The organism is Streptomyces sp. GESEQ-4 (assembly GCF_017948455.1).
Taxonomy (GTDB): domain Bacteria; phylum Actinomycetota; class Actinomycetes; order Streptomycetales; family Streptomycetaceae; genus Streptomyces.
In genome coordinates this window covers 99,332-125,155 of record NZ_JAFFSU010000004.1, presented here as the reverse complement: position 1 = coordinate 125,155, position 25,824 = coordinate 99,332, and the positions used below count along the sequence as shown (strand labels likewise).

Genomic DNA, 25,824 nt, shown 5'->3' with positions numbered 1-25,824 from the left:
CCGATTCGGTAAACAACTCGACTGAAACTGACGTGACGCGCGTCGAGTGTCAGACGCACTCGGGACGCACTCAGAAGGAGTTGTTCCACCCCCAGAGCATCTCCTTCGGGCGCAGCGACCGCTCCCGCAGATCCGCCAGCACCTCACGCAGCACCGGATTCTGAGAGGTCCTCAGCTCCTCCAGGTCCAGTCCCAGCACATCCGGCAGTGGCTCGCCGGCCTCAGGCCCGGCTTTCTCCCGTGCGTCCATACCCGGTTCCTCTCCCCTCGCCGCGCTCAATCCAGCTCCGCCAGCCGCTCGCCCGTGTCCCGTGCCGTCGGCGGACTCGTGCTCAGGCTGTCGGACGGTAGCTTCGACCACTGCCCGCGTGCCGCCCGGTATGCCTCACGGGCGGCCCGGGGGCGCGCCGCCGCTTCGTAGGACATACCCCGCCAGTGGTGTGCCTGCGCGCCGAGTTCCACGGCTTCCTGACGCCGGCGGGCCGTCTGCGCCAGCGGCTCCGCCTCCCGGGCGCGCTCGGCGGCCGCCCGGAACGCGTCGACCGCGTCGTCGAGCCGCCTGGGGCGGCCCAGGCTCCGGTACGCCTCGTACTGGGCCCGCCCGAGCTCCAGTCGGCACCGGGCGGCCAGCAACGGATCGTCGGCCTCCGCGGCGGCGAGCCCGAAGAGGTGCTCGGCCTCCCGGAGATCGACCCGGTCGCCCCGGGACCGGTACCGCAGCATCACCGCCTGGCCGAGCAGCAGCAGCCGGTGAGCGACCTGCCGACCGCCCTCGTGGGTCTCCATGCGGCAGTCCCGCAGAACCTTGATCGCCCGGGACAGGTCCTCCTGCGCCCGCGCCCCACTCTCCAGTCCCGCCAGCCGCAGCAGCACTCCGCCCCACTCGGCGAGCACCTCCGCGTGAGCGGGGGCGTCGCGCGGCATTCCGCGGGCGGCCTGTTCGAAGCGGCCGGCGGCCTCGCGCAGCTCACGCGGTTCGCGCGACTCGTCGTACCGGGCCACGGCGATCCGTCCGGAGCGCACCAGCAACTCGGCCCGCAGGCCGCGTTCGCGGGCGAGTCCCAGTGCCGCCTCGACCCGCTCCCGCGCCTCGTCCAGCGATCCGCCCGACCTCAGCAGCGCGTCGAGCAGGTCGAGGTGGACACGTACCCGCTCCCGCACCGGTTCGACGGTCCCGCTCTCCAGCGCGTCGCGCAGTGATTGCGCACTCTGCTCGGCGTAGCCACGAGCCTGCTCGGGGTCGGTCGTCGACTCCGACAGGCGCAGCAGCACACGGCCGTGCGCCAGCGGGAGTTCGGCCGGCCGGCCGCCGCGGTCGGGCCAGACGTCGACGAACGCCTCCAGCATGCCCACCGCGGTCTGCAGGAGCGCGCTGTCGCTGCCCAGGCGCCACTGCGCCCCGAGGGCGTCCACGCGCTCCAGGGTGAGCCGCAGCGCCTCGTTCTGGTCCAGGCCGGGCGCCGCGCAGGCCACGGCGTACTCGCGGTCGGCGCGGCGCAGCAGGTCGAGCGCGCCGCGCGCGTCACCGCGGCGCCTGCGGTCGGTGGCGGCCGCGTGCAGGACCCGTGCCAGTACGGCCCGTTCGTGCACCGCGTGCGGATGGGCGACGGCACGCTCGGCCGCCGTCTCTGCCTCCTGAAGCAGTTCGGCGGCGCCCTGCACCTCCCACAGCCGCAGCGCGCAGCGCGCGTACTCGGCCCACAGCTCCGGGTCCGCGCCGGGCGGCTGCTCGTGTTCGGCGGCCCCGCGCAGCATGTGCACGGCGTCGATGAGGTCCTGCACCATGCCCTCGCGGTCGAACCGGGCGAGCAGCTCACGGGCCCGGATCACCGCCTCGTGCGTCGGCCGCTCCCCGGCGTGTCCCTGGCCGGGGCGGGTGCCGAAGAGCCTCAGCTGCTCGGGCAGCGGCATGAACCGTTCCAGGACCCGGACGGCCACTTCCGCGAAGGGCTGCGGCACCAGGGGCGCCGTGCCGCTGTCGCCGTCCGCGGACTGCCCGCCGCCGGGGGCGTACGGGCGTCCCGAACCGCCGTTGCCGAGTTGCGCCAGGGCCAGCGCGGGAAAGTTGGGGCCGCCCTTGCCGAAGCGGTGCTCGATGTACTCGGAGCAGTGCTTGAGGACCAGCACGGCCTCGTCCCGGCCCAGCGTCGACAGCAGCGCCTCCTGCGCGTCCGGCTCCATCTCGTACCACTGGGCGCCGTCGTCCCCGTAGTCCTCCCGGGCCCGTGAGAGAAGGCCGCTGAGCAGGACCTCGGCGAGCTCGGACGGCCCCGAGTCCGGCAGCATGGTCCGCTGGACCAGCTGCATCACCGGCAGGCAGAGCGGAGCCGCGGCCAGATAGACGGCGAGCCGGCCGGCCGCCGGGGAGGCGGTGGAGCGAAACCTGCTGACCCGCTCCACCGGCGTCCGCGACGGGCCCGGGCGCGGCCCCCGGGCGGGCTGATGGTCGGGGCGCACCCAGCCCACCGCACCCGCCACCGGCCCGGCCCCGGTGCCGGAAAGCAACCGCGCCCAGGCACCGAGCGCGACCGGCTCGGGCGGCAGCACAGGCACCGGTAGCGCGCCCTCAGGGGCGCCGGCCGACGATCGCACCCGCAGTGCGGCGGCGCCGCCCAGCGTCGCCCCACGCGTCAACTCCCCGTATGTCACCGGGAGTCGAGTGCGGTTCCAGAGGCGCTGCGGCAGGGGCTGGAGCACCGCGGCCGGTGCCTGCCGGGAGAGGTGGTGGAGCAGTCGGTGGGCTTGGCCGCTGCGCCACAGCGGGCCGGCGCAGTCGCTGACCAGGAGGGTGATCCGCCGCCCCGTCGGGTCGCTCAGCCTCTCCACGGTGTGCAGCGGCGCCGCGGACGCGTCGGGGCTGCGGCCGACGACCGGTTCTCCGTCCGGGCCCTCGTGGAGGTGGCTGAGCTGGATGTCGCCGAAGGCGCCCAACTGGCCGAAGACCTGCTTCAGTTCGCCGAACAGCTGCTCCCACACGCGCATCGAGGGAGAGGCGTCCAGCACCAGTTGCAGCCGCGCGTCCCCCCGGATCACGGCCCGGTGGACGGGCAGGACGAGGCCGCCGGCCCGTGCGCTGAGGTCCGCTGTCGCTGCTTCGTCGAGCTCCGTGCGCAGCGGCGGAGCGGCGCTGCGGTAGGCCTGCAACGGCCGCAATGCGCGCTGGAGTTCGAGCTGGGACGGCAGGGCGGGGGCCATGGGCACCCCCACCGGCAGAGCCGTCACCCGCCCCGGTCCCCCGATCCGCCGTGGCCCGCCCCTCGGCACCGGGTACAGCGTCACGCTCCGGCCGGAACCGACGTCCTGCGGTCGTGGTTCCGGCGGCACGACGAGGGCGGGGCCCGGCTCCTCGGGCGACACGGTGCCCGGTTCCCGGCCGGGCGGCCGGCCGTCGGACGGCACCGGCATCGTGCCGGAGCCGGTGGGCGCCTCCCCCGCGTCCTCGGTGTTCGCGGGCCGGATCCGGTCGGCCAGCCACAGGGCGTCACTGAGCTGCTCGACGTCGGGGTCGAGCCCGATCTCCCGCAGCCGGAGGACCAGTTCGGCGATCGGGTCGCCCATGGGCCCGCCGGACCGGCCGGCCTCGGAGTCCGGGCCGGGGGAGAGGGGACCGTGCCGCGCCGCCGCGTCGGGCATCAGCACCTCACCTCGGGCGGTCGAGTCGCTGGATGAGCAGTTCGGCAAGGCGGTCACGGCTGGGCGGCGCGGCCGCGTCCGTGAGGAAGATCGCGTTCAACAGCTGGTCGGTGGCCAGGAGTTCACTGCGGGAGCGTTCCAGGAACCGGCTGATCAGGTCGTCGCCCGCGCGTGCCGCCTCGTCGCCGAGATGAGCGCGTACGAAGGTGGCCAGCCGGCTGTGGTCGGGGTGTCCGAGTTCCAGGTGGATGCACCTGCGCATCAGGGGGGCGGGGAAGTCGCGCTCTCCGTTGCTGGTGAGGACCACGAAGGGGAAGGCGCGGCAGCGCACCCGGCCGTCACGGACGCGGACCTTGGTGCCGTCGGCGGTGAGCACCTCCGCCTCGCCGTCCGGTAACCGGTCGGCTATGCGCTGCAGTTCGGGTATCTCGAACTCGCCCTCCTCCAGCACGTTGAGCAGGTCGTTCGGCAGGTCGATGTCGCTCTTGTCCAGCTCGTCGATGAGCAGTACGCGCGGGGTGTCCGAGGGCAGCAACGCGGTACCGAGGGGGCCGAGCCGGATGTAACCGCCGATGCCCTCGACCGCGCCCGGGGAACCGGCCGCCGACCCGAATCCTCCCTGCGCGGCGATCTGCACGTCCTGGAGGCGGGCGATGGCGTCGTAGTGGTACAGGCCGTCCTGCAGCGAGGAGCGGCTGACGATGGACCAGCGCAGGACGTCACCGAGGCCCAGTTCGTACGCCACCGAGTGGGCCAGCGTGCTCTTGCCCGTGCCGGGGCTTCCGGTGACCAGCAGGGGGCGGCGCAGATAGAGCGCCGCGTTGATCATCTCGAGTTCCTCGGCGCCCGGCCGGTGCAGTTCCGCCAGGTGCCGGTGCGCACCCAGCCTGCGGTTCTCGGACCCGCCGCCTTCCGAGGCCGTGTCCCGGCTGGAGAAGTCACGCCAGGGAGGCGGGGCGGGCAACCGGTCGATCCCGTCGTGGGGTTCGCCGGCGCCCCGGTAGATGAGCCACTCACTGGATTCGGTCATGGTCCGGTCCTCGTCGTCACTCGTCCACCACGGCAGCCGTCGAACGTGCTTCACGGTATCGACCCTCAGGGGGCCTGGTAAGAGGCCGGAAGGCACACCGGCGAGGATGCGTCAAGGCGCCTCCAGCAGATCGCCGGCGCCCGGCAGGGGGTGTTGCGGATCGTCGTAGAGCAGGACTATCCCGTTGGCCCAATAGGCCTCCGCACGACGCGCGTTGAGCCTCACCCGCAGATCGTGCACGAGCCCGGGGAGGCTGCCCGCGGTGCTCATGCCGGCGACCGTGCCCTTTGCCCCGCGGTGGAACGGCCCGCAGACGGCGCCCGGCCGGCCCTGCCGGCGTCGCCACAGGGCCACGCCGAAGCCGCCGAGCACGATCCGCGCGATCGCGTCGTCGTCGGACGGGTCGTCGCCGAAGCGGCAGAGCACCGGGACGGTGTCGGGCGACAGGCGGCGCAGCCCTGCCACGGTGGGCACGGGGCTGCGCACCCCGTCGTCGCAGTCGAGGATCTCGGCCACCACCGGGCGCGCGTGGAGCCAGCGCCAGCGGGCCCCGGCCTCCTCGTCGGCCTCGTCGCGCTCCGCGCCGAAGGCACCCCATCCGCCCTCCGCCGGCAGCCGGTCATGGTCGGCACAGCGCACGACGACGGGCCGCTGCGCACCCAGCGTGGGCTCCCCCGGCCGCAGTCGCCACTCGTCCACGGCCAGGTCGAGCAGCGCGTAGGGCAGGGCCACCTGGAGGACCCCGGGGCTGCCGGGTTCGTCGCACTGACGGAAGGCCTCTTCGAGGTGAACGGCGATCTTGGCCGGGAGTTCGGGTAGCGGGGTGCCCTCGGCCTCGGGCAGGCGTGTCACCTCACCGTCGGAACGGACCACGGACAGCCGCCAGTCGCAGCTGTCCCGCGCCCAGCCCCGCTGCTCCAGTTCCAGGAGGGCGGACGGCCGGCGCGCGGGATCGACGGCCGGTGTGCGCGCGTGCTCCGCCGGCGCGACGCCGGGGAGCCGACGCGTCCGGAGCCGGTCCTCCCGCCGTCGTTTGAGGTTGTTGCGGTACCCGGTGCTGAGGTCCTCCGCGGCCTGCCGCACCCAGTCCCACAGTGCCTGTTCGGCGGCGTCCTGCGGGCTGGGCGTGGGATGCGGCGGCTGGGCGGACATGACGCGCATCGCGTAGTCCAGCAGGAGCTCGCGCGCGCTGTCGTCACGGGAGCTCTCGTACAGAGCACCGAGTCCGTCGCGCCAGGCCCGTGGCGCGGGCTGGAGCCGGGTGAGGGCCCCGGCTTCCGGCAGGGACCCGAGGATGTCGAGCAGGCTGCCGGTGCTGACCGGTGGCGGGAGATCCGCGAGCCGGCCCAGCAGTTGAGTCCGTTCCCCCGGGCTGAGCGTGCGGCCGGGCCGGGCGCCGAGCCGGCTCTGCACATCGGCCCAGGTGTCGCGACCGGAGTCCGACTGGCGCTGCCGGTCCCGGTGGTAGCGGTCGTGAGCATGGAAAACGGCGTGGTACAGGTCGTCGTCCTCGGTGCGCACCGCCTCCTCCGGCACGCGCAGCCTGCGCAACTGCTCGATGCCCGTGGAGGTGCCGCCCGCCCTGTGGGTCGTCCGGGACTTCAGGACGCCGATGACCTCACCGCGCACCGGGTCGATCAGGGGACCGCCCGAGACTCCGTGCGGTACGTCGTTGCCGCCCAGGCGCAGTTGCGTGCTCGCGGACCGGCCGCCGATGGTGCCCTCGACCGTCAGGACCCCATCCAGGACCTGTAACTCCTCTCCCAGCACGGTCCAGCCGGCGTAGAAGACGCTGCCTCTGCCGAAATAGGCGCCCGGCCGCTCGGAGACGTAGACGCACTCGTGGTCGACGGGTTCGCGGAGTTTGACGAGCGCGAGGTCGGGAGCAGGCCAGTTGCCGGATCCGAAGGGGGCGTGGCAGTCCGGAAGCGTGGCCACGACCTCGCCGGGGACGGCGGACGGGCCTTCGTCCGTCCGGGATTCATAGACCACCGCGATGTCACCCCCGTCCCCTCCGTGTGCCACGTGTGCGCAGGTCAGAACCCAGTTCGGGGCGATGAAGAAGCCGCTGCCGAGAAAGCTGCCGGGTTCGTCCACGGCATACCCGACACCTGTGCGATGAATGCGCACGGTGGCCGCCATGACGAGGTCACGCAGCGCATCATGGGCGTCATTCCAGTCGGCCGATGCGCCCCCCGCGTGCCCGTCCGTCATGCTCCGCCCCCGGCCGCCGCGTCGTCGGCGCCCCCTTGCACCGGGGCGCCGGTTGACGCGCCCGCGCGCGCCGCGCCGCCCGGCGGATCGAGATCCGGCGGGCCACCGTTCCAGGTGAGGGTGACCGTGATGGCGGCCTTGGCCTCACCGTCCGCGAGCAGCCCCACAACCTTGCCGGCCTTGGCGGTCAGCTCGATACCGAACTCGACGCTCACCTCGTCGGGCCGGACCGCACGCAGCGGGTCGGCCAGTGACTGGGCGACTCCCGTGACGAGCGTGTGCAGGCTCTCGACGCTCGCCTCCACCCGGTCGACGAATCCGGTGTCCTTGTACGACAGCTCCCCCGGCGGCGCGGCCATTTCCTCGGCCCCCGAAATCCGCGCCCACACCGGCGTCCCGTCCGGTAACGCGATCCGCGCGACCCGTGTGACGTCCTGACCCATGGCGTTCCCCGTTCCCCCGTGTCCCCGTGGTTCCCGTGGTTCCCGTGACCGCAGGCTAGCCCCGGGGTACCGACGGCGCGAGGGAACGCGGCGGTGGCCTGCGGGACGCCGCCTCCCTGCGCCTATCCTTTTGATTCCGGCTTCCCTCACGGGAAGACCTCACCTCTTCATCCCACAGAGACTGGGTCCTTCCCGTTCGGGAGGGGTCCTATCCCTGCATGAACCGACGGAGCGCGACCCATGTACTTCACCGACCGCGGCATCGAGGAGCTGGAAAAGCGGCGCGGCCAGGATGAGATCTCCTTCGAGTGGCTCGCCGAACAGCTGCGGACGTTCGTCGACCTGAACCCGGACTTCGAGGTGCCGGTGGAGCGGCTGGCGACGTGGCTCGCACGGCTGGACGACGAGGACGACGAGTAGGCGTTTCCGGGGCCGCCGGGCTCGCGGCGGTCAGTCGCGCGGGCGGATGAGTTCGTACGTCAGCCCGAACGCGCCGTGTGCGACGAGCAGCGCCCCCGCAACGACCCAGCCGCCACTGCGCCGCCGTACACCCCAGACCGTCAGCGGGAGCCCCACCGCCACCTGCGCGAAGGCGAGGGTGCGGGCCCTGGGGCCGCCGGACCAGGGCAGCCAGGGACCCAGAGGGCCGCGATCGACGGCAGCCAATCCAGCCCGCACGGCCTCGCGCCCGCCCGGCCACTCCACGATCCGCGCCTGGGGGTGGGCGCGGGCCGCCTCGCTCAGCCGGTCGGCGGGTTCGCCGGGGGCGATGCCGTCGGGAAGGGCCACTCCCGCGCGCGTGAGGACCGCGAGCAGGCCACGCACGCGTGCGCGCGCGTCGGCGGCGGAGTCCGGTTTCGTCAGGGCGTCCAGGGCCTGCATGTCCAGCACCGGGTCGAGCCCGAGACGGGCGGCGAAGGTACGCATGGCCTCGTCCTCGCCGGCCGGCATGCCCTTGCTGAGCCAGTCGTAGCCGACTGGGCGGCGGAAGCCGGACGCGAGGGTGAAGCCGCTGCGGTCGGCGTCCCACCAGACGGCGAGAACGGGCCAGGGGGCGCCCACGGCCAGGGCGGTGGCCCAACCGGTGACGACGCGGTCGACGGGTTCACCGCCGCGCAGCCACGGCGTGCCCTCAGGGACCAGAACGCTCCACTCCGCGCCGGCCGGGGTGAGCAGCATGCGCTCGTGCAGCAGCTGGGCGGCGGGGCCGACGGACTGGGGCTCCGCCCGGCAGAGCAGCAGGGCACCCGGCGCGGGAGCGGTACGGGAGGCTTCCGTCGACATGATCACACGTTAGGCCGATTCGCTCCGTTTAGGCATTTTGAGGGCGCATGCATCCCCAGAACGAGTGTCTTGACTTTCCTCATCCGCGATATATCTTGAATAGCAAGAGACGCGATATGACGCGTCGCCGCGAGGAGGTCTGCACCATGTCCGAGTGGTCCGTCACCGAGCCCCGGAAGCTCACCTTCGACGAGCCGGTGAGCGAGCTCCATGTGCGCATCGTCAACGGAACGGTGAACGTCGTGGGGACGGACGAGGGTTCCGCCCGCCTGGAGGTCTCCGAGATCGAGGGCCCGCCCCTGATGGTCACCCAGCAGGACGGCACGCTGACGGTGGCGTACGACGACCTGCCCTGGAAGGGCTTCCTCAAGTGGCTGGACCGCAAGGGCTGGCGCCGCAGTGCCGTGGTCTCCCTGGCCGTTCCGGCGTCCACACGCGTGGAGGTGGGGGTGGTCGGCGCGGGCGCGGTCGTCTCGGGGATCGACGGGCCTTCGGTGGTGAAGGGCGTCCACGGCGACACCGCCCTCGTCCGGCTCTCCGGCCCGGTCCGCGCGGACACGGTCTCCGGGAATCTGGAGGCCCAGGCCGTCACCGGCGATCTGCGCTTCAACTCGGTCTCCGGCGACCTCACCGTGGTCGAGGGCTCGGGTTCCTCCGTGCGTGCCGACTCGGTCAGCGGCTCCATGATCGTCGACCTGGACCCCGAGGGCCCCACCGACGTACGGCTGACCAGCGTCTCCGGCGAGATCGCCATCCGGCTGCCGCAGCGGGCGGACGCCGAGGTCGAGGCGAACACCGCGAGCGGGACGATCTCCAACGCCTTCGAAGGACTCCGCGTCCACGGCCAGTGGGGCGCCCACAAGATCACCGGCCGCCTCGGCCCGGGCAACGGCAAGCTGCGTGCGACCACCGTCTCCGGCTCCATCGCGCTGCTGCCCCGCCCGCCGAGGGAGGACGAGGAGGAAGAGCCGTGGGACACACCGGCCGCACCGGCGGACGTCCCGAGGGACGACGCCCCGGCGAACGGGCAGCAGAGCACCCCGGCGGACCGTCCACACGATGACTCGGGGGACAATTCCGTTTCCGGTCCGGGCGCCGGCGCCACCGGCGCCCCGACCGACGGCACGACCGACAAGAAGGTGCTCTGACATGCCTCCCGTCTTCGCCCACGGCCGCCTCCGCCTCTACCTGCTGAAGCTGCTGGACGAATCACCGCGCCACGGCTACGAGGTGATCCGGCTCCTAGAAGACCGCTTCCAGGGCCTGTACGCCCCCTCGGCGGGCACCGTCTACCCGCGCCTGGCCAAGCTGGAGGCCGAGGGCCTGGTCACCCACACCACCGAGGGCGGCCGCAAGGTGTACGCCATCACGGACGCGGGCCGCGCCGAACTGGCCGACCGCAGCGGTGAACTGGCCGACCTGGAGCTGGAGATCCGGGAGTCCGTCGCGGAACTCGCCGCCGAGATCCAGGCCGATGTGCGCGGCGCGGCGGGCGACCTGCGGCGCGAGATGCGAGCGGCGGCGAGCGAGGCCCGCCGGGGCACCGGCACCCAGGCACACGTCGAACAGGACGGCCCGCTCGGCGACTTCGCGGACTACGCGGACAACGAGTCCTGGCGCGCGGCCAAGGAGGAGATGCGTCGCGTCAAGCAGGAGTGGAAGGAGCAGGCCAGGCGGGCCAAGGACGAGAGCCGCCGGGCCCGCGAGGAGGCCCAGCGGGCCCGGCGCCAGGCCAAGGAGGCCCAGGACCGGGCCCGGGCGCAGGCCCAGGAAGAGGTGCAGCGCATCGCCCGACGGGTCCAGGAGCAGGTGCAGGACCACTTCGCGCGGGGCGACTGGCCGACGGGCGTGCGCGAGGGCCTGACGGAACTGGCCAAGGAGTTCGGCGAGTTCGGGAAGGACTACGGCAAGGAGTTCGGCAGGGACTTCGGTTTCGGCCGGACCGGCACCGCCACATCGGAGTCCGCCAAGTCGGGGCCCGGCAAGTCAGAGTCCGCCAAGTCGGAGCCCGCCGAGCCGGAGTACTCCGACACCCCGGAGGACTTCCCGGCCGACTTCGAACCCTCCTGGGCCCACGAGGCCCCCACCGGCGACCCGGCCCGCGACCTCGACCGTCTGCTGGACCGCTTCCGCGACGACATCCGCGACGCGGCCCGCGACCATGGCGTCACGGCCGACCAACTCCGCGACACCCGCCGCCACTTGTCGACGGCGGCGGCACATATCGGGGCGCTGCTGCGGACACCGAAGGGGTGACCTCACGCGCGTACGGCAGTGCGGCGACCGGGACCAGCCGCACTGCCGAAGGAAACGCCCCTCTTTGATCGCCCGGCCCCACCCGGCCCGGCCCGGCGCTCTCCACGCCGGGCCGCCCCAGCCCGTCAGCCGGCCTTCGCCTCTCCCCCGCCGTACAGCACACGCGTCAGCGCCTCGTACGTCACTCCGTGATCGGCGAGGACCTCGGCGGGGACGCCGGGCCGGGCGGCGAGAGCGAGGAGGATGTGCTCGTCGCCGATGTGCCGGTCGCGGTGCCCGGTAGCGACGCGCAGGGCCTCCACGAGCGTGTCCTTGGCACCCCGGCTGAAGGGGCGGTGCCCGAACCACCCCTTGCCGCGCCGGTCACCGGACATCGCCCCGACGCCGTGCACCTCCTCGACCCGGGCGACGATCTCCGAGACGTCGATCCCCAGCCCCGCGAGCGCGTCGGCGTCGGCCCGCGACAGCCCGCCCCGCCGCCGCGCCTCGATGACGGCACCCCGCACCGACTCCTTGCCGTCCGGGCCGTCGTCGAGGCACGAGGCCAGCGCGAAGGAGCCCCGGCTGCCCTCCCGGTCCAGCACGGCGAGCAGCATGTGCTCGGTGTCGACGTGCGACGCCCCCTCCCGCTCGGCGTGCCCGACCGCCGACTCCACCACTGCCCGGGCGTCCTTCGTAAACCGCTCGAACATCAATTCCTCCCGTACTTCTTGTGCACGGCCTGCCTGCTCACACCGAGTTCCGCGGCGATCTCCTGCCACGACCAGCCCTGATTGCGCGCACTGCGCACCTGCACCGCCTCCAGCTGCTCCAGCAGCCGGCGCAGTGCGGCGACGGCCCGCAGCCCGACCCGTGGGTCGCGATCACCCGCACGCTCGGCGAGATCCGTTGCTTCGGTCATGACGTCAACCTACGTTGACATCGCTCTCCTGTCAACCATGGTTGACGCATGCCAAGGGCCGACCCGATACCGGGCCGGCCCTTGGCATGGAGTGGGAAGTAATGCAGTGGGAAGTAACCGTCAGCCGTTCGTGAACACGACCTTGCCGAACTGCTCACCGGACTCCAGCCGTTCGAAGCCCTCGCGAGCGCGGTCCAGCGGAAGCACCTCGTCGATCACGGGACGCACGCCCGTGGCGGCACAGAAGGAGAGCAGATCCTCCAGCTCGTCCTTGGTGCCCATCGTCGACCCCACGACCTTGAGCTCCAGGAAGAAGATCCGGGTCAGTTCGGCATGCGAGGGACGGTCACCGCTCGTCGCACCGGAGATGACGAGAGTGCCCCCCGGCCGCAGCGACTTCACGGAATGCGACCAGGTGGCGGCGCCCACGGTCTCGATCACGGCGTCGACCCGCTGCGGCAGCCGAGCCCCCGACTCCACGGCCTCCACCGCCCCCAGCTCCACGGCCCGCTTCCGCTTGGCCTCGTCCCGGCTGGTGGCGAAGACCCGAAGCCCCGCCGCCTTCCCCAGCACGATCGCGGCCGTGGCGACCCCGCCGCCGGCCCCCTGCACGAGCACGGAGTCCCCCGGCCGCACCCCGGCATTGGTGAACAGCATCCGATACGCCGTCAGCCAGGCCGTCGGCAGACAGGCGGCCTCCTCGAAGGACAGCTCTTTGGGCTTCGGCAGCACATTCCACGTCGGTACGGCGACCTGCTCGGCGAAGGTTCCCTGGTACCGCTCGGTGAGGATGGAGCGCGGCTCCTTGGGGCCGACCCCGTGCCCGCTCTGACCGATGACGGAGTGCAGCACGACCTCGTTGCCGTCCTCGTCCACACCCGCGGCGTCGCATCCGAGGATCATCGGCAGCAGGTCGTCCTTGAGGCCAACGCCCCGCAGGGACCACAGGTCGTGATGGTTGAGAGAGGCGGCTCTGACGTTGACGACGCTCCAGCCGGCACGAGCCTCGGGAGCCGGACGCTCCCCCAACTCCAGGCCGGTCAGCGGCTGGTCACGGTCGATTCGGGCAGCGTATGCGGCGAACATGGGCTCGACGATAGGGGGCGTGCGGGGCCCACGGAACAACAGGGCCCTGTGACACTTGCCCTCTTGCACGAACGCGCACGGACGTGTGGCGCGGCGGCACCCCGCAACCACCCGAACGGCCGCACGAGCAGGTAAAGAAAAGCGATAGCGGCCCACGACCGGCAAAGAACACGACCGGCAAAGAAATGACCCCGCCCAACCGGACGGGGCCACCACCTCACACCTGCCTCAGCGACGAGCCACGCCCTCGGCCCGCGCAGCCGCGGCCACCGCCGCGGTCACCGCGGGGGCGACCCGCTCGTCGAAGGGCGACGGAATCACGTAGTCGGCGGCGAGGTCGTCCCCGACCACCGCGGCCAGCGCCTCGGCGGCCGCCAGCTTCATGCCCTCGGTGATCCGGGACGCCCGCACCTGCAGCGCGCCCGCGAAGATCCCCGGGAACGCCAGCACGTTGTTGATCTGGTTCGGGAAGTCCGAGCGCCCGGTCGCCACGACCGCCGCGTACTTGTGCGCCACATCCGGGTGCACCTCGGGGTTCGGGTTGGCCATGGCGAACACGAACGCGCCCTCGGCCATGGAAGCGACCGCCGCCTCCGGAACCGTACCGCCGGAGACCCCGATGAAGACGTCCGCGCCTTCCAGCGCCGCCTCCAGCGACCCGGTGATCCCGGCCTTGTTCGTCAGTTCGGCCAGTTCCCGCTTGACGGGCGTCAGATCGTCCCGGTCACCGGAGACGACGCCCTTGCGGTCGGCCACCGCGACGTCCCCGATACCGGCCTCGACCAGCATCTTCGCGATGGCGACACCCGCGGCCCCGGCGCCGGAGATGACGGCACGGAGCTCATCGAGCCCCTTGCCCGTCAGCCGCGCGGCGTTCCGCAGGGCCGCCAGCGTCACGACCGCCGTACCGTGCTGGTCGTCGTGGAAGACCGGGATGTCCAGCCGCTCCTGCAGCCGCCGCTCGATCTCGAAGCACCGGGGCGCCGAGATGTCCTCCAGGTTCACGCCGCCGAACGACGGCGCGAGCCGCACCACGGTCTCGATGATCTCCTCGACACCGGTGCAGTCCAGCGCGATCGGGACCGCGTCGACGCCCCCGAACTGCTTGAACAGAATCGCCTTGCCCTCCATCACTGGAAGGGAGGCCTCCGGCCCGATGTCACCGAGCCCGAGAACGGCCGTACCGTCGGTCACCACCGCGACCACGGACGACTTCCACGTGTAGTCGTGGACCAGTTCCGGCTGCTCGGCGATGGCGGTGCACACGCGGGCGACGCCTGGCGTGTACGCGAGGGACAGGTCGTCCTTGTCCCGGACCGGAACGGTGGCCTGCACGGCCATCTTGCCGCCGCGGTGCAGCGCGAATGCCGGATCGAACGAATCGAGGGGCTCGGCCCCTCCGTCCTGGTCCGTAGTGCTGTCGCTGCGAGGATTGACGATCTCCGCTGCCACGTTGGTTTACCCCTTAGGTCTTCATGGTTTGAGGGTGGCCACTCCTGGTTGAGGAGCGGGCGGGCACCGCGTAAGGCCCTTGTCAGGTGATGCGTACGGGCACCTACGCGACGGGCGCGCCGCACACGCGCCCTGAGCCCCGGATGAGGGGTGTAAAGACCCTTCTTACCGGACGGACGGTGCCGACGACGAGTCCCCAACGCGAAGGTCACATGCCGGTGACATGACTCATGACTCAATATGCGGACAAGTCCTGGACCACCGCTTGACACCGAAGATCTTCCGGCCGGAACGAGGGATTCCCGCAGAAGGTCCGGCCCTGATGTCCGACCTGGGGCGGTTCGGGGGTCACCCGTTATCCGATTTTGACATGAGGTGCGCCCTGAATGGCGTAGTCCGAATGGCAAGATGCCGTAATCACACAAGGTCGCGACACTCGAAGGCGAGTGCTCTCGTCGATCGGTGTGCTCTGGTCGACCCAAGACCCAGACGACTACCGAGTCCCTCGGCAGCCGTCCGCCCCATCGGCAACTCCACCCATCCGCCGGAGGAACCCACCATGACCGCACGCTCCACCCGTCGCACGACCGCCACGCGCTCCCGCCTGGCAGCGGTCGGCTCGATCGCGGTCGCAGGCGCACTACTGCTCACCGGCTGCGGTGACCAGACGGACAACGGCAGCAGCGAGGGCGCGAAGGAGACAGAGAAGTCCAGCTCCGCCCCGCTGTTCGACAAGCTGCCCAAGAAGATCCAGGACGCGGGTGTCATCAAGGCCGGTACCAACGCCGAGTACGCCCCGATGGAGTACCAGGAGGGCGGCAAGATCGTCGGCGTCGACCCCGACATCGCCGCCGCGCTGGGCGAGAAGCTGGGCGTGGAGTTCCAGTTCACCTCCGGCTCCTTCGACGGCCTGATCACCGCGCTGAACTCCGGCCGCTACGACGTCGCCATGTCCTCCATCACGGACAACAAGCAGCGACAGGAGGGCCTGGACGACAAGGGCAAGAAGCTCGGCCCGGGTGTCGACTTCGTCGACTACTTCGTCGCCGGCACCGCCGTGTACGTCCAGAAGGGCAACCCGAAGAACATCAACTCGATCGAGGACCTGTGCGGCCAGACGGCCGCCGTGCAGCGCGGCACGACGTACGAGCAGGCGCTGAAGGACCAGTCCAAGAAGTGCACGGACGGCGGCAAGAAGGCCATCAACATCGAGCCGTTCGAGAACGACACCGAGGCCCAGACCCGGGTGAAGTCGGGCGGCGCCGTCGCGGGCGTCAACGACTACCCGGTCGCCGTCGACCTGGCCCGCAAGGCCGGCGGCGGCAACGACTTCGAGGTCGTCGGCGAGCAGGTCGACGCCGGTCCGTTCGGCATCGCGGTGAACAAGGACAACAAGGAGCTCACCGCGGCCCTCGAAGAGGCCGTCAACGCCATCATCGAGGACGGCACGTACAAGAAGATCCTCGAGAAGTGGGGCGCCGAGACCGGCGCGATCGACAAGGCCGCGATCAACGGCGGCAAGTGACCGGCCCGGGCAAGACTGAAGGGCAGTCACCGTGACTGACAAGTTCGACAAGGAGCCGGCCGACGCCAGTCCGTCGGCCGCCGTCTCCAAGGGCGGCGGGGCGATCCCGCCCGAGGCGATCAAGGCCATTCCGGTACGGCACTACGGCCGCTGGGTCAGCGGTGCCGTCGTGCTGGCGCTGGTGGCCCTGCTGATCAACGCGTTCGCCAGCGCCGAGAAGATCCAGTGGCACGCCGTCGGCGACTACGTCTTCGACTCCACGGTCCTCGCGGGCGCCGGCCGCACCCTGCTGATCAGCGTCCTGGCGATGATCATGGGCGTGGTCCTGGGCATCGTCCTGGCCGTGATGCGGCTCTCCAAGAACCCGGTGACCAGCTGGGTCGCCTGGGTCTACATCTGGTTCTTCCGCGGTACGCCGGTCTATGTCCAGCTGCTGCTGTGGTTCAACCTGGCGCTGATCTTCCCGACGCTGAATCTCGGTCCGATCTACAAGGACGAGATGGTCGACGTCATGACCCCGTTCATGGCCGCCCTGCTGGGCCTGGGTCTGAACGAGGCGGCGTACATGGCGGAGATCTGCCGTGCCGGTCTGATGGCCGTCGACGAGGGCCAGACCGAGGCCTCGCACGCGCTCGGCATGAGCCACGCGAAGACGCTGCGCCGCATCGTGATCCCGCAGGCGATGCGGGTGATCGTGCCGCCGACCGGCAACGAGTTCATCAACATGTTGAAGACCTCGTCGCTGGTGTACGCGGTGACGTACAACGAACTGCTGCGCGCCACCTCCACGATCGGCTCCACGTCGTACGCCGTGATGGAGATGCTGTTCGTGGCGTGCATCTGGTACCTGGTCATCACGAGCGTCTTCAGCGTCGGCCAGTACTACCTGGAGCGCCGTTTCGCCCGTGGCTCGTCGCGGAACCTGCCGAACACGCCGTGGCAGAAGATCAAGGTCAACATGATGGCCTTCAGCCGCGAAAGGGGCACGTCGGTATGACCGCCATGGTGAGGGCCGAGGGCGTCCACAAGTCCTTCGGTCCCGTTCAGGTCCTCAAGGGCATCGACCTGGAGGTGAAGTCCGGCGAGGTCTTCTGCCTCATCGGCCCCTCCGGCTCCGGCAAGTCGACCTTCCTCCGCTGCATCAACCACCTGGAGAAGATCAACTCCGGTCGCCTGTACGTCGACGGAGAGCTGGTCGGTTACCGGCAGAAGGGCGACAAGCTGTACGAGCTCAAGGACAGCGAGGTCGCGCGACAGCGACGGGACATCGGCATGGTGTTCCAGCGGTTCAACCTGTTCCCGCACATGACGGCGCTGGAGAACGTCATGGAGGCGCCGGTCCAGGTCAAGGGGGCGAGCAGGACCCAGGCCAAGGAACGCGCGAGGGAGCTGCTGGACCGCGTCGGCCTCGCCGACAAGGCCGCCGGCTACCCCGCACAGCTCTCCGGCGGACAGCAGCAGCGCGTCGCCATCGCCCGGGCCCTCGCGATGGACCCGAAGCTGATGCTCTTCGACGAGCCGACCTCGGCCCTCGACCCGGAGCTGGTCGGCGACGTCCTCGACGTCATGCGCGACCTCGCCGAGTCCGGTATGACGATGGTCGTCGTCACCCACGAGATGGGCTTCGCCCGCGAGGTCGGCGACAGTCTGGTCTTCATGGACGGCGGCGTGGTCGTCGAGTCGGGCGACCCGCGCGAGGTCCTGACGAACCCGCAGCACGAGCGGACGCAGGCGTTCCTGTCGAAGGTGCTGTAGCTGAACGCAAAGGGGCGGTACGGAAGGCTCCGTACCGCCCCTTTCGCGTGCCGCTACTTCAGCGCCAGCAGCAGCGTGTCCGAAGGCGAGCACCACACCGCCCGCGCCTCCCCGAACCCCTTCTCGCGCAGTACGCGCGCGTGCCAGGCGGGGGACGGCATGTCGCCGTCGGCGTGCTCGCCGTAGATCTCGAAGCGGCGGGCGGTCGGCTCGGCGAGGACGGGGTCCTTGCCCGCGAGCTGCCACCACTCGGCCCAGTCGAGGGCGCCGTCCCGCTTGGCCTGATCCATGCGGGCGTGCCGCAGCTCCCGCTCGGCGGCGTTGATCCGGGGCGTCGTGTCGTCGATCATGTGGTCCGCGTTCATGAAGACACCGCCGTCGCGGACGAGACCCGCGACCTGACCGTAGAGGGCCGCGAGGGGTTCGCTGTGCAGCCAGTGCAGGGCCGTGGCGGTCAGGACGGCGTCGTACGACTGATGCGGCAGCCTCGCCGGCCAGTCGGGGTCCTTGAGGTCGGCGGTGACGAAGCTGACGCGGTCGTCGTCCGCGAAGGTGCCCTCGGCGATGGCGAGGAGCGCCGGGTCGAGGTCGACGCCGGTGCTGGTGGCGTCCGGGAACCGGGCGAAGAGCCGAGCCGTGATGCTTCCCGTGCCGCAGGCGAGGTCGAGGACGCGCGGGGCGGGGCCGACGAGGGCCTCGACCATGTCGAGCATGATCCTGAAGCGTTCCTCCCGGTCCGGCATGTACCACTCCTGCTGCCGGTCCCAGCTCTTCTGCCAGGCCTGCCAGTCGGCGCCGGTCGTGGTGGTGGTGTCGGTGTCCGTCATCGAGACCCTCCGTCGCACATGTCACGTGACACCCGTCACGTAATACCCTGGAAGCACGACCGGCTGTTACCCCGACCGCATCACGACCATAGAACGCCTCCGTAAGGACTACAAGTGGAACTGGCCTATTACTCGGATTACGCCGTCCGTCTCGTCAACAGCGAGGAACCGGCCCGGGGCAAGGACTCACTGACCTCGGTCGAGGCCGTCCGCGACCTGTTCGGCGGCAACCAGTCGGCGGCCCGCCGGGCCACCGACGCGGACGTGACACGGTTCCGCTCGGTCCGGGGTCGGCTGCGCGCGGTCTTCGAGGCGGCGGACAAGGGCGACGAGACCCTGGCCGTGGACCTGCTGAACTCCCTGCTCCTGGAGTTCCCGGTGAGCCCGCAGATCTCCGGGCACGACTTCCGGGACGACGACGGCCGCCCGCTGTGGCACATGCACCTCGCGGACCATCCGTCGAACGCGACGGCGGGCTACGCGGCCATCGCCGCGATGGGCCTGGCCTTCCACCTCACCGAGTACGGCGTGGACCGGCTCGGCCTGTGCGAGGCGGCACCCTGCCGCAACGCCTACCTCGACACCTCGACCAACCGCTCCCGGCGCTACTGCTCGGACCGCTGCGCCACCCGCGCCAACGTGGCCGCCTACCGCGCCCGCAAGCGCCTGGAGGCCGACCGGTCGGAGAAGACGGGCCTGGCGGCCGACACCGCCCAGCGCACCAGCGCGAACGGCGAGCGCTGACCGGGCTTCAGCGGCCGGTACCGAAAACGCACCCTCCCGAGCACCAGCTCCTCGGGGACGGCACCGTAGTCCGTGCTGTCGCCCCCGGCGTACGTGTTGTCCCCGAGCACCCACCAGCCGCCCTCGCGCCGCTCCGCGATCCGCTTGACGACGAGCAGGTCCTGCTGGAACGGATGCCGCAGGACGACGACGTCACCCGGCCCGCCCCTGGCTCCCCACTGCACCACCAGCTGGTCCCCGTGATACAGCGTGGGCACCATCGACGGCCCGGTCACCTCGGCCACCCCGAATGGCAGGAACGACCTCCCACGCTCGGTCTCCTGCGACAGCTCCGGCATCCCCGGCACCTCCCCGGTTCGATCCTCCACCAGTCCCAGTCTGGCCCCGGACTTTTGTCCTAAGCCCATGGGGGCACCCGCGAAAACCTCTCTTGCAGGGAGTAATGTCCCACCTGAGAAGACGATCACGAGGAAGGAATGCTCCATGCTTTCCCGCCTGTTTGCCCCCAAGGTCAAGGTCAGCGCACACTGCGACCTGCCCTGCGGTGTGTACGACCCGGCCCAGGCCCGCATCGAGGCGGAGTCGGTGAAGGCCATCCAGGAGAAGATGGCCGGCAACGACGACGCGCACTTCCAGGCCCGCGCCACCACGATCAAGGAACAGCGCGCGGAGCTCGCCAAGCACCACGTCTCCGTGCTCTGGAGCGACTACTTCAAGCCCCCGCACTTCGAGAAGTACCCGGAGCTGCACCAGCTGGTCAACGACGCCCTCAAGGCCCTCTCCGCCGCCAAGGGCTCCACCGACCCGGCGACCGGCCAGAAGGCCCTCGACTACATCGCCCAGATCGACAAGATCTTCTGGGAGACCAAGAAGGCCTGACGTCAAGTCAGCTTCGATCGACCGGCGATCGGTGCACCATCGCGGGTCGACGAGCAGCATGAAGGGGCCCGGTCGGTTCGCCGACCGGGCCCCTTCGGCGTCGAGTGCGCCCTCTCACCGACGGCAAACGAGAATGCCACCGCGGCAGTTGATCTCGAAGGCGCCCTGCTGCGCGATGTGCTCGCCGAGGATGGCCCAAGCCCTGTCGATGGTCTCCTCGAACGGCACGTCGTGCTGGTCCGCCCACGCCTGATACGAGGCCATGTGGGCGATGACGGACTCGGGTTCGCGGACGGTGATGGTGCCGGGCAGCGCACTGAGCGAGATACGGGCCCGTCCGCGTCCGGTACCGAGGACGTCACCGGCGGCCCGCTGCCACAGGTCCTCGAGCTCCGGCTTGTCGCGGTCACTGTTGGTGGAGACGACGACCAGCCCGTCACCCGCGACGACTCGGGACAACTCCCGTACCGCCCGGGCGATATCAGAGACGTGGTAGAGCATGTGCATCGCCAGCGCCGCACCCACGCTCGCCGTCGACAGCGGCAGACGGGCAACGTCCGCCACGGCGACCGGGCCAGGCGACATCCACGACCCGTCCCCGCACGTCCCTCAACTGCTCGGTGACGATGCCCGGCAGGTCGTAACGGGGCGCCTTCCATTCGTAGAGCGCCTGGCGGGCTGCGAGGTCCCGGTCGCTGCTGTAGGCGTGCCCGACGAGGCGGGTCCGGTCGGTGACGGCGGCGTCTTGTGCGGAGGGTGGTTCGGTCACGTCAGGACCTCCGGGGCTACGGCGAGGATATTCAGGCGCCCTGCGCTTCCGCGAAGGATCACCGCTCCGTGTCGTCCTCCCCCGCCTCCAACAGGTTCGCCGCCGCGCCCACGATGCGCGGGTCCGGTGTGCCGACTATTTCGTGGTCCTTGTCGGTGTAGTCGAAGCGGGCCAGCACGCTGCGCATGGCCTCGACGCGGGCGCGCTTCTTGTCGTTGGACTTCACCACGGTCCAGGGCGCCTGTTCGGTGTCCGTCTCGCGGAACATGGCGACCTTGGCGGCGGTGTAGTCGTCCCAGCGGTCCAGGGAGGCCAGGTCCATCGGACTGAGCTTCCACTGCCGTACGGGGTCGACCTGGCGGATGGTGAAGCGGGTGATCTGTTCCTTCTGCGAGACGGAGAACCAGAACTTGATCAGGTCGACGCCGTCGTCGACCAGCATCCGCTCGAACAGCGGGGCCTGGCGCATGAAGCGCCAGTACTCGTCGTCCGAGCAGAAGCCCATCACCCGTTCCACACCGGCCCGGTTGTACCAGGAGCGGTCGAACAGGACTATCTCACCCGCGGTCGGCAGGTGTTCGACGTAGCGCTGGAAGTACCACTGCCCGCGCTCGCGCTCCGTGGGCTTCACCAGTGCCACGACCCGTGCGCCGCGCGGATTGAGGTGCTCCGTGAAGCGCTTGATCGTGCCGCCCTTGCCGGCCGCGTCCCGCCCCTCGAAGACGATGACGAGCCGGCGGCCGGTCTCCTTGATCCAGCGCTGCAGCTTCAGCAGTTCGATCTGCTGGAGCCGCTTGTGCCATTCGTACTCCTTGCGCTCCATGCGCTGGGCGTACGGGTAGTTCTCCCGCCAGGTCTCGACCGGGTTTCCGTCCGGCTTGATCAGAACGGGCTCGTCGAGGTCGGTGTAGTCGACCGTCAGTCCTGACAGCAGTGGCGTGGTCATCCTGTCGCCCTCCCCGGCTTCGGTGCTTCAGTGGAATCGCGGCACGATCAGATGGATGCCGTACGCGACGACCGCCGCGCAGGCGAGAAAACAGAGTCCGGCCTGGGCGAGGCCGAGCGCATGGGTACTCCCGTCAGTCTCCCTCGCCCCCTCGACGCGGGCGAGCCCGAGTACACCGAGGGCGAAGACGACGACCACGGCCACGGTGACGCCGAGGCTCACCGCGGCGACCTGACCGAGGGCGCTCCAGTCCAGTTCCATGTCCAACTCCCCCTGCTCAGGCGGCCGTGCCGACGCTCGCCGGCGCCGTGCGGATCGAGACCTCGTGGTGGTCGTTCACGTTCTTCGCGTCCACCGGGTTGCGGCGCGAGGCGACGACGATGGCTGTGGCGACCGCGGCGGCGACCAGCGCGACCACGGCCGTACCGACGTTCCCGCCGTGCGTGACCAGGCCGGCGGCCAGGCCTCCGACGATGGCCGCGGCGGGCAGCGTGATCAGCCAGGCGATCACCATCCGGCCGGCGACTCCCCAGCGCACCTCCGCCAGACGCCTGCCCAGTCCCGCGCCGAGGATGCTGCCGGAGGCGACCTGGGTGGTGGACAGGGCGAAGCCGAGGTGGGCGGAGGTGAGGATGACGGTGGTCGACGCGGTCTCGGCGGCGAAGCCCTGCGGCGACTGGATCTCGGTCAGGCCCTTGCCCATGGTGCGGATGATCCGCCAGCCGCCGAGGTAGGTGCCGAGCCCGATCGCGAGACCGGCGGACGCGATGACCCACAGCGGCGGACCGGCGTCGTGGCCGAGGGCGCCCGCGGAGATCAGGGTCAGCGTGATGACGCCCATGGTCTTCTGCGCGTCGTTCGTGCCGTGCGCGAGGGAGACGAGCGAGGCGGAGGCGATCTGCCCGAGCCGGAAGCCCTTGGTCACGGACTTCTGCCGGGCCCGTGCGGTGATCCGGTAGGCGAGGTACGTCGCGATCAGCGCGGCCACACCGGCGACGACCGGCGAGGCCACGGCCGGAATCAGCACCTTCTCGACCACCTTGTCGAAGTGCACGCCGTTCGCACCCGCACCGACCCACACGGCACCGATCAGCCCGCCGAACAGGGCGTGCGAGGAACTCGACGGGAGTCCGGCGAGCCAGGTCAGCAGGTTCCACAGGATCGCGCCGACCAGCCCGGCGAAGATCATCCCGGGTGTGACGAGCGTGTCGTCCACGATGCCGCCAGAGATCGTCTTGGCCACCTCGGTGGAGAGGAAGGCGCCGACGACGTTCAGCACACCGCTCACCAGCACCGCTGTACGGGGTGAGAGCGCGCCGGTCGCGATGGATGTCGCCATCGCGTTGGCGGTGTCGTGGAATCCGTTGGTGAAGTCGAAGGCCAGCGCCGTGACGATGACGACCCCCACGAGGAACGTGATGTGATCCATGGTGCGAGCAAAGCAAGCGCTTCCCAATACCCGGCGAACTGGAGGCAAAGGCTCCGTCCGGGTCGCATTTAACATCCGCAAATTCCAGCGCCGAACGTCCGGGAAACGGACGGAACGGCTACGGCCCTCCGCCCTACGATCACCCCATGACCATCCGCTGGACCTACGCCTTCATCGACCGCCCCGCCGGGCTCCTCGATCGCGCCGCCGCATTCTGGACGGCCGTCACGGACACTCGGCTGTCACCGCCGCGGGGCGACCACGGGGAGTTCGCGACCCTGCTCCCGGGCGCGGCGGACGCCTGCGTGAAGGTCCAGTCGGTCGACTCCGGCGCGGGCGGGGCGCATCTCGACTTCGCGGTGGATGACGTACGAAGCCTGGTGACGTCGGCGCTCACAGCAGGCGCGGATGTCGTCGCCGACCACGACGACTGGGCCGTGCTCCGCTCCCCCGCCGGGCAGTTGTTCTGTGCGGTGCCCTGGCACGGGGAGTCGGTACGGCCGCCCGTGGTGCGCGGCGCCCGGCTCGACCAGGTCTGCGTCGACGTACCGCCGTCGCTGTACGACGCCGAAGTCGCCTTCTGGAGCGGACTGTTGGCGGACTGGGCGTCGGCGCCCGGCTCCCTCCCCGAGTTCCATGTGCTCAAGCCGCCGCCCGGGCTGCCCCTCCGCATCCTGCTCCAGCGACTCGGCGAGGAGCGCCCCGCCTCCGCCCACCTCGACCTCGCCTGCGCCGACATCCCGGCGACCCGCGCCGCGCACGAGCGCCTGGGCGCGTCCTTCGCCGCCGCGGGCCGCCAGTGGACGGTGATGCGCGATCCGGCGGGCGGGACGTACTGCCTGACCGGACGGGATCCGGAGACGGGTGGGCTGCCGGGCTAGCGGATCGTCACGTACATGCACTGGCGGATTGTCGATCCCGGCTCAGGCGTCGCGGACGGGCAGAGGGACTCCGCGTCCCCACTCACCAGCGGCGCCGGGCCCTCCGTCTCCTCCCAGCCGTACGGCTCCGGCGGCTCCGCCGAATCCTGCAGCCACAGCGTCAGCCCACCCCCGACGACGACGGCGACCGCCCACACGGTGACCGCCCAGCGCCATAACCGGCGTCGCCCAGCCCTCACCCCCACACCTCCACATCCACCACCGCGCCCACCGGCACGGGCCCGTACACATGCGGGAACTCCTCGCCACCGGCCTCCGGCGCCTCGTACTTCAGAGGCACATCGAGCCGCTCGGGATCGATGACCAGGACCACCAGCTCATCGGCCCCGTCGTACGAGCCGTACAGGAACTCGGCGACGCGCGGGAGTTGGGCGCGGGTCGAGCAGTGCATGAAGCCCTCGTCCTGGAGGGTCCGGCCGCGGGTGGACATCTCGTACGTGCCCCGCGCGCGGGCGGCGTCCCAGAGGGAGCGTTCGGTGATGTGGAGGATGTGTGGCATGGAGTGAGGCTATGGCCTGAGCCGGGCCGCCCGCGCCTGCAAATAGCGTTGCTCCGGCAGGCTCAGGGTCTGCGCGGCGGCCGACTCGTAGGCGGCGCGGGCGGCTTCCGGTTCACCGGCCCGCTCCAGGAGATGGCCCCGTACGGCGTCCCGCCGGTGCCCCGCGGCCTCTTCCAGGACGTCGAGTTCCGCGAGTCCGGCGTACGGCCCGTCGACCATGGCCACCGCGACGACCCGGTTGAGCAGCTCGACGGGACCGGGCACCAGCCGTACCAGCACGTCGTACAGGCCGAGGATCTCCTGCCAGTCGGTCGCCTCGGCGGACGGCGCCTCGTCGTGTACGGCGGCGATGGCGGCCCGCACCTGGTACGGGCCCGCGGGTCCGCGCGCCAGGGCCCTGGTGACCAGGGCGACGCCCTCGTCGATCGCGGCCTTGTCCCAGCGCTCGCGGTCCTGTTCGTCGAGCGGGACGAGTTCGCCGTGCGGGCCGGTGCGCGCTTCGCGGCGGGCATCGGTGAGCAGCATCAGGGCCAGCAGTCCGGACACCTCGCCGGAGCCCGGGAGCAGCCGGTGCGCCGTACGGGTCAGCCTGATCGCCTCGCCCGCGAGATCGCGGCGCTGCAGGCTGCGGCCCGAGGTCGCCGTATAGCCCTCGTTGAAGATCAGGTAGAGGGTGTGCAGGACGGCAGGCAGCCGCTCCGCCCAGTTGTCGGGGCGCCCGAAGCTCACGCCGCGCAGCTTCTGTTTGGCCCGGCTGATCCGCTGCGCCATGGTCGCCTCGGGAACCAGCCAGGCGCGGGCGATCTCCGCCGTGGTCAGACCGCCGACCGCGCGCAGGGTGAGGGCGATCTGCGCGGGCGGGGTCAGATCCGGGTGGCAGCACAGGAAGAGCAGGGAGAGGGTGTCGTCCTCGCGGGGAGCACGGTCCTCACCAGGCGCGAGGCGCGCACCGAGCGCCACCGCCTTCTCCTCCCGCGCCCGTCTGGCATCGTCGGCCCGCAGCGCGTCCACGAGCCGCCGCGAGGCCACCTTGATGAGCCAGCCGCGCGGATTGTCCGGCACCCCGGCCGAGGGCCACTGCCCGGCCGCGGCGAGCAGCGCCTCCTGTACGGCGTCCTCGGCGGCGTCGAAATGGCCGTACCGCCGCACGAGTGCACCGAGGACCTGCGGCGCGTGGTGGCGCAGCAGGTCCTCGACGGTGTCGCTCATGG

27 protein-coding genes and 1 pseudogene are annotated in these 25,824 nt (G+C 71.0%); 9 read left to right on the top strand and 19 right to left on the bottom strand.

From position 1 onward, the window contains the following. Window positions 1–70: 70 nt before the first annotated feature. The 5 genes from fxsA to KCH48_RS10715 form a co-directional block, all read right to left on the bottom strand. Window positions 71–250, bottom strand: a complete 180-nt coding sequence (fxsA, locus tag KCH48_RS10735) for an FxSxx-COOH cyclophane-containing RiPP peptide (RefSeq protein ID WP_210572442.1) — start codon at window positions 248–250, stop codon at window positions 71–73. Window positions 251–276: 26 nt separating this feature from the next. Further along, on the bottom strand, window positions 277–3,633 hold the full coding sequence (locus tag KCH48_RS10730) for an SAV_2336 N-terminal domain-related protein (protein WP_374104667.1): 3,357 nt from the start codon (window positions 3,631–3,633) through the stop codon (window positions 277–279). 7 nt (window positions 3,634–3,640) lie between these two features. Next, window positions 3,641–4,663 (bottom strand): MoxR family ATPase, encoded by a 1,023-nt coding sequence (locus KCH48_RS10725; protein WP_210572440.1) that lies wholly within the window; start codon window positions 4,661–4,663, stop codon window positions 3,641–3,643. 111 nt (window positions 4,664–4,774) lie between these two features. Continuing rightward, the gene (locus KCH48_RS10720; RefSeq protein WP_246885116.1) at window positions 4,775–6,877 is read right to left on the bottom strand and encodes a trypsin-like peptidase domain-containing protein; all 2,103 of its coding nucleotides are present in this window, start codon (window positions 6,875–6,877) and stop codon (window positions 4,775–4,777) included. Beyond that, entirely contained in the window at window positions 6,874–7,320 is a 447-nt protein-coding gene (locus tag KCH48_RS10715) for a CU044_2847 family protein (RefSeq protein WP_210572438.1), read from the bottom strand. Before KCH48_RS10715 ends, KCH48_RS10720 begins: the two co-directional genes overlap by 4 nt. Window positions 7,321–7,560: 240 nt before the next feature. On the opposite strand from KCH48_RS10715, the gene KCH48_RS10710 reads away from it, so the two are divergent. Next, on the top strand, window positions 7,561–7,740 hold the full coding sequence (locus KCH48_RS10710) for a DUF6104 family protein (protein ID WP_210572436.1): 180 nt from the start codon (window positions 7,561–7,563) through the stop codon (window positions 7,738–7,740). A gap of 30 nt (window positions 7,741–7,770) precedes the next feature. Here the strand turns inward: KCH48_RS10710 and KCH48_RS10705 are convergent, their stop codons facing one another. Beyond that, window positions 7,771–8,604, bottom strand: coding sequence for a hypothetical protein (locus KCH48_RS10705; protein ID WP_210572434.1), 834 nt, complete (start codon window positions 8,602–8,604; stop codon window positions 7,771–7,773). Window positions 8,605–8,750: 146 nt separating this feature from the next. Between KCH48_RS10705 and KCH48_RS10700 the strand changes: the two genes are divergently transcribed. Continuing rightward, window positions 8,751–9,752 carry a DUF4097 family beta strand repeat-containing protein gene (locus KCH48_RS10700; RefSeq protein ID WP_210572433.1) on the top strand — a complete coding sequence of 334 codons (1,002 nt, stop codon included), beginning with the start codon at window positions 8,751–8,753 and terminating at the stop codon, window positions 9,750–9,752. 1 nt (window position 9,753) lies between these two features. Continuing rightward, window positions 9,754–10,860 (top strand): PadR family transcriptional regulator, encoded by a 1,107-nt coding sequence (locus KCH48_RS10695; protein WP_210572432.1) that lies wholly within the window; start codon window positions 9,754–9,756, stop codon window positions 10,858–10,860. 125 nt (window positions 10,861–10,985) lie between these two features. Here KCH48_RS10695 and KCH48_RS10690 read toward each other — a convergent pair whose 3' ends face one another. The 4 genes from KCH48_RS10690 to KCH48_RS42900 all read right to left on the bottom strand — a co-directional run bounded on the left by KCH48_RS10690 (window position 10,986) and on the right by KCH48_RS42900 (window position 14,299). Continuing rightward, window positions 10,986–11,552 (bottom strand): Clp protease N-terminal domain-containing protein, encoded by a 567-nt coding sequence (locus KCH48_RS10690; protein ID WP_210572431.1) that lies wholly within the window; start codon window positions 11,550–11,552, stop codon window positions 10,986–10,988. Beyond that, window positions 11,552–11,761, bottom strand: a complete 210-nt coding sequence (locus KCH48_RS10685; RefSeq protein ID WP_210572430.1) for a helix-turn-helix domain-containing protein — start codon at window positions 11,759–11,761, stop codon at window positions 11,552–11,554. Before KCH48_RS10685 ends, KCH48_RS10690 begins: the two co-directional genes overlap by 1 nt. A 120-nt stretch (window positions 11,762–11,881) precedes the next feature. Then, window positions 11,882–12,847, bottom strand: a complete 966-nt coding sequence (locus KCH48_RS10680) for a zinc-binding dehydrogenase (protein WP_210572429.1) — start codon at window positions 12,845–12,847, stop codon at window positions 11,882–11,884. A gap of 228 nt (window positions 12,848–13,075) precedes the next feature. Then, window positions 13,076–14,299 (bottom strand): NADP-dependent malic enzyme, encoded by a 1,224-nt coding sequence (locus tag KCH48_RS42900; protein WP_210572428.1) that lies wholly within the window; start codon window positions 14,297–14,299, stop codon window positions 13,076–13,078. A gap of 559 nt (window positions 14,300–14,858) precedes the next feature. Here KCH48_RS42900 and KCH48_RS10670 point away from each other — a divergent pair. From KCH48_RS10670 to KCH48_RS10660, 3 genes are read left to right on the top strand one after another with little or no spacing between them, the layout of a single operon-like run. Then, a complete protein-coding gene (locus tag KCH48_RS10670) occupies window positions 14,859–15,824 on the top strand; it encodes an ABC transporter substrate-binding protein (RefSeq protein ID WP_210572426.1) in 966 nt (321 codons plus the stop codon). 31 nt (window positions 15,825–15,855) lie between these two features. Beyond that, window positions 15,856–16,821, top strand: coding sequence for an amino acid ABC transporter permease (locus KCH48_RS10665; protein ID WP_210572425.1), 966 nt, complete (start codon window positions 15,856–15,858; stop codon window positions 16,819–16,821). Continuing rightward, the gene (locus KCH48_RS10660; RefSeq protein WP_282615131.1) at window positions 16,818–17,579 is read left to right on the top strand and encodes an amino acid ABC transporter ATP-binding protein; all 762 of its coding nucleotides are present in this window, start codon (window positions 16,818–16,820) and stop codon (window positions 17,577–17,579) included. The genes KCH48_RS10665 and KCH48_RS10660 overlap by 4 nt, the downstream gene beginning before the upstream one ends. Window positions 17,580–17,632: 53 nt before the next feature. Here the strand turns inward: KCH48_RS10660 and KCH48_RS10655 are convergent, their stop codons facing one another. After that, window positions 17,633–18,406 (bottom strand): trans-aconitate 2-methyltransferase, encoded by a 774-nt coding sequence (locus tag KCH48_RS10655; protein ID WP_210572424.1) that lies wholly within the window; start codon window positions 18,404–18,406, stop codon window positions 17,633–17,635. 114 nt (window positions 18,407–18,520) lie between these two features. Here KCH48_RS10655 and KCH48_RS10650 point away from each other — a divergent pair, with 114 nt between their 5' ends. After that, window positions 18,521–19,150, top strand: coding sequence for an ABATE domain-containing protein (locus tag KCH48_RS10650; protein WP_210572423.1), 630 nt, complete (start codon window positions 18,521–18,523; stop codon window positions 19,148–19,150). On the opposite strand, the gene sodX is transcribed toward KCH48_RS10650, so the two are convergent. Then, a complete protein-coding gene (gene sodX / locus KCH48_RS10645; RefSeq protein WP_210572949.1) occupies window positions 19,054–19,488 on the bottom strand; it encodes a nickel-type superoxide dismutase maturation protease in 435 nt (144 codons plus the stop codon). The genes KCH48_RS10650 and sodX overlap by 97 nt on opposite strands. A 145-nt stretch (window positions 19,489–19,633) precedes the next feature. Here sodX and sodN point away from each other — a divergent pair, with 145 nt between their 5' ends. After that, on the top strand, window positions 19,634–20,029 hold the full coding sequence (gene sodN / locus KCH48_RS10640) for a superoxide dismutase, Ni (RefSeq protein ID WP_210572422.1): 396 nt from the start codon (window positions 19,634–19,636) through the stop codon (window positions 20,027–20,029). 114 nt (window positions 20,030–20,143) lie between these two features. On the opposite strand, the pseudogene KCH48_RS10635 reads toward sodN, so the two are convergent. From KCH48_RS10635 to KCH48_RS10620, 4 genes and pseudogenes are all read right to left on the bottom strand, one after another. After that, window positions 20,144–20,798: pseudogene (locus KCH48_RS10635) on the bottom strand (class I SAM-dependent methyltransferase). Window positions 20,799–20,856: 58 nt separating this feature from the next. Then, window positions 20,857–21,744, bottom strand: coding sequence for a polyphosphate kinase 2 (gene ppk2, locus KCH48_RS10630; protein WP_210572421.1), 888 nt, complete (start codon window positions 21,742–21,744; stop codon window positions 20,857–20,859). Window positions 21,745–21,771: 27 nt separating this feature from the next. After that, window positions 21,772–22,005, bottom strand: a complete 234-nt coding sequence (locus KCH48_RS10625) for a hypothetical protein (RefSeq protein ID WP_210572420.1) — start codon at window positions 22,003–22,005, stop codon at window positions 21,772–21,774. A gap of 16 nt (window positions 22,006–22,021) precedes the next feature. Further along, window positions 22,022–23,173 carry an inorganic phosphate transporter gene (locus tag KCH48_RS10620; RefSeq protein ID WP_210572419.1) on the bottom strand — a complete coding sequence of 384 codons (1,152 nt, stop codon included), beginning with the start codon at window positions 23,171–23,173 and terminating at the stop codon, window positions 22,022–22,024. A gap of 146 nt (window positions 23,174–23,319) precedes the next feature. Here KCH48_RS10620 and KCH48_RS10615 point away from each other — a divergent pair, with 146 nt between their 5' ends. Then, window positions 23,320–24,054 carry a VOC family protein gene (locus KCH48_RS10615; protein ID WP_210572417.1) on the top strand — a complete coding sequence of 245 codons (735 nt, stop codon included), beginning with the start codon at window positions 23,320–23,322 and terminating at the stop codon, window positions 24,052–24,054. Here the strand turns inward: KCH48_RS10615 and KCH48_RS10610 are convergent. From KCH48_RS10610 to KCH48_RS10600, 3 genes are read right to left on the bottom strand one after another with little or no spacing between them, the layout of a single operon-like run. Further along, on the bottom strand, window positions 24,051–24,293 hold the full coding sequence (locus tag KCH48_RS10610) for a hypothetical protein (protein WP_246885196.1): 243 nt from the start codon (window positions 24,291–24,293) through the stop codon (window positions 24,051–24,053). The genes KCH48_RS10615 and KCH48_RS10610 overlap by 4 nt on opposite strands. Continuing rightward, entirely contained in the window at window positions 24,290–24,613 is a 324-nt protein-coding gene (locus KCH48_RS10605; protein ID WP_210572413.1) for a DUF952 domain-containing protein, read from the bottom strand. Before KCH48_RS10605 ends, KCH48_RS10610 begins: the two co-directional genes overlap by 4 nt. A 9-nt stretch (window positions 24,614–24,622) precedes the next feature. Then, window positions 24,623–25,822: an RNA polymerase sigma factor gene (locus tag KCH48_RS10600; RefSeq protein ID WP_210572411.1), complete on the bottom strand. Its 1,200-nt coding sequence runs from the start codon at window positions 25,820–25,822 to the stop codon at window positions 24,623–24,625. Window positions 25,823–25,824: the final 2 nt, after the last annotated feature.

Excerpts from the sequence above, each read along its gene's own strand:
- fxsA (WP_210572442.1), bottom strand. The coding sequence starts at position 250 with ATGGACGCACGGGAGAAAGCCGGGCCTGAGGCCGGCGAGCCACTGCCG.
- KCH48_RS10730 (WP_374104667.1), bottom strand. The coding sequence starts at position 3,633 with ATGCCCGACGCGGCGGCGCGGCACGGTCCCCTCTCCCCCGGCCCGGAC.
- KCH48_RS10725 (WP_210572440.1), bottom strand. The coding sequence starts at position 4,663 with ATGACCGAATCCAGTGAGTGGCTCATCTACCGGGGCGCCGGCGAACCC.
- KCH48_RS10720 (WP_246885116.1), bottom strand. The coding sequence starts at position 6,877 with ATGACGGACGGGCACGCGGGGGGCGCATCGGCCGACTGGAATGACGCC.
- KCH48_RS10715 (WP_210572438.1), bottom strand. The coding sequence starts at position 7,320 with ATGGGTCAGGACGTCACACGGGTCGCGCGGATCGCGTTACCGGACGGG.
- KCH48_RS10710 (WP_210572436.1), top strand. The coding sequence starts at position 7,561 with ATGTACTTCACCGACCGCGGCATCGAGGAGCTGGAAAAGCGGCGCGGC.
- KCH48_RS10705 (WP_210572434.1), bottom strand. The coding sequence starts at position 8,604 with ATGTCGACGGAAGCCTCCCGTACCGCTCCCGCGCCGGGTGCCCTGCTG.
- KCH48_RS10700 (WP_210572433.1), top strand. The coding sequence starts at position 8,751 with ATGTCCGAGTGGTCCGTCACCGAGCCCCGGAAGCTCACCTTCGACGAG.
- KCH48_RS10695 (WP_210572432.1), top strand. The coding sequence starts at position 9,754 with ATGCCTCCCGTCTTCGCCCACGGCCGCCTCCGCCTCTACCTGCTGAAG.
- KCH48_RS10690 (WP_210572431.1), bottom strand. The coding sequence starts at position 11,552 with ATGTTCGAGCGGTTTACGAAGGACGCCCGGGCAGTGGTGGAGTCGGCG.
- KCH48_RS10685 (WP_210572430.1), bottom strand. The coding sequence starts at position 11,761 with ATGACCGAAGCAACGGATCTCGCCGAGCGTGCGGGTGATCGCGACCCA.
- KCH48_RS10680 (WP_210572429.1), bottom strand. The coding sequence starts at position 12,847 with ATGTTCGCCGCATACGCTGCCCGAATCGACCGTGACCAGCCGCTGACC.
- KCH48_RS10670 (WP_210572426.1), top strand. The coding sequence starts at position 14,859 with ATGACCGCACGCTCCACCCGTCGCACGACCGCCACGCGCTCCCGCCTG.
- KCH48_RS10660 (WP_282615131.1), top strand. The coding sequence starts at position 16,818 with ATGACCGCCATGGTGAGGGCCGAGGGCGTCCACAAGTCCTTCGGTCCC.
- KCH48_RS10655 (WP_210572424.1), bottom strand. The coding sequence starts at position 18,406 with ATGACGGACACCGACACCACCACCACGACCGGCGCCGACTGGCAGGCC.
- sodX (WP_210572949.1), bottom strand. The coding sequence starts at position 19,488 with ATGCCGGAGCTGTCGCAGGAGACCGAGCGTGGGAGGTCGTTCCTGCCA.
- sodN (WP_210572422.1), top strand. The coding sequence starts at position 19,634 with ATGCTTTCCCGCCTGTTTGCCCCCAAGGTCAAGGTCAGCGCACACTGC.
- ppk2 (WP_210572421.1), bottom strand. The coding sequence starts at position 21,744 with ATGACCACGCCACTGCTGTCAGGACTGACGGTCGACTACACCGACCTC.
- KCH48_RS10625 (WP_210572420.1), bottom strand. The coding sequence starts at position 22,005 with ATGGAACTGGACTGGAGCGCCCTCGGTCAGGTCGCCGCGGTGAGCCTC.
- KCH48_RS10620 (WP_210572419.1), bottom strand. The coding sequence starts at position 23,173 with ATGGATCACATCACGTTCCTCGTGGGGGTCGTCATCGTCACGGCGCTG.
- KCH48_RS10615 (WP_210572417.1), top strand. The coding sequence starts at position 23,320 with ATGACCATCCGCTGGACCTACGCCTTCATCGACCGCCCCGCCGGGCTC.
- KCH48_RS10605 (WP_210572413.1), bottom strand. The coding sequence starts at position 24,613 with ATGCCACACATCCTCCACATCACCGAACGCTCCCTCTGGGACGCCGCC.
- KCH48_RS10600 (WP_210572411.1), bottom strand. The coding sequence starts at position 25,822 with ATGAGCGACACCGTCGAGGACCTGCTGCGCCACCACGCGCCGCAGGTC.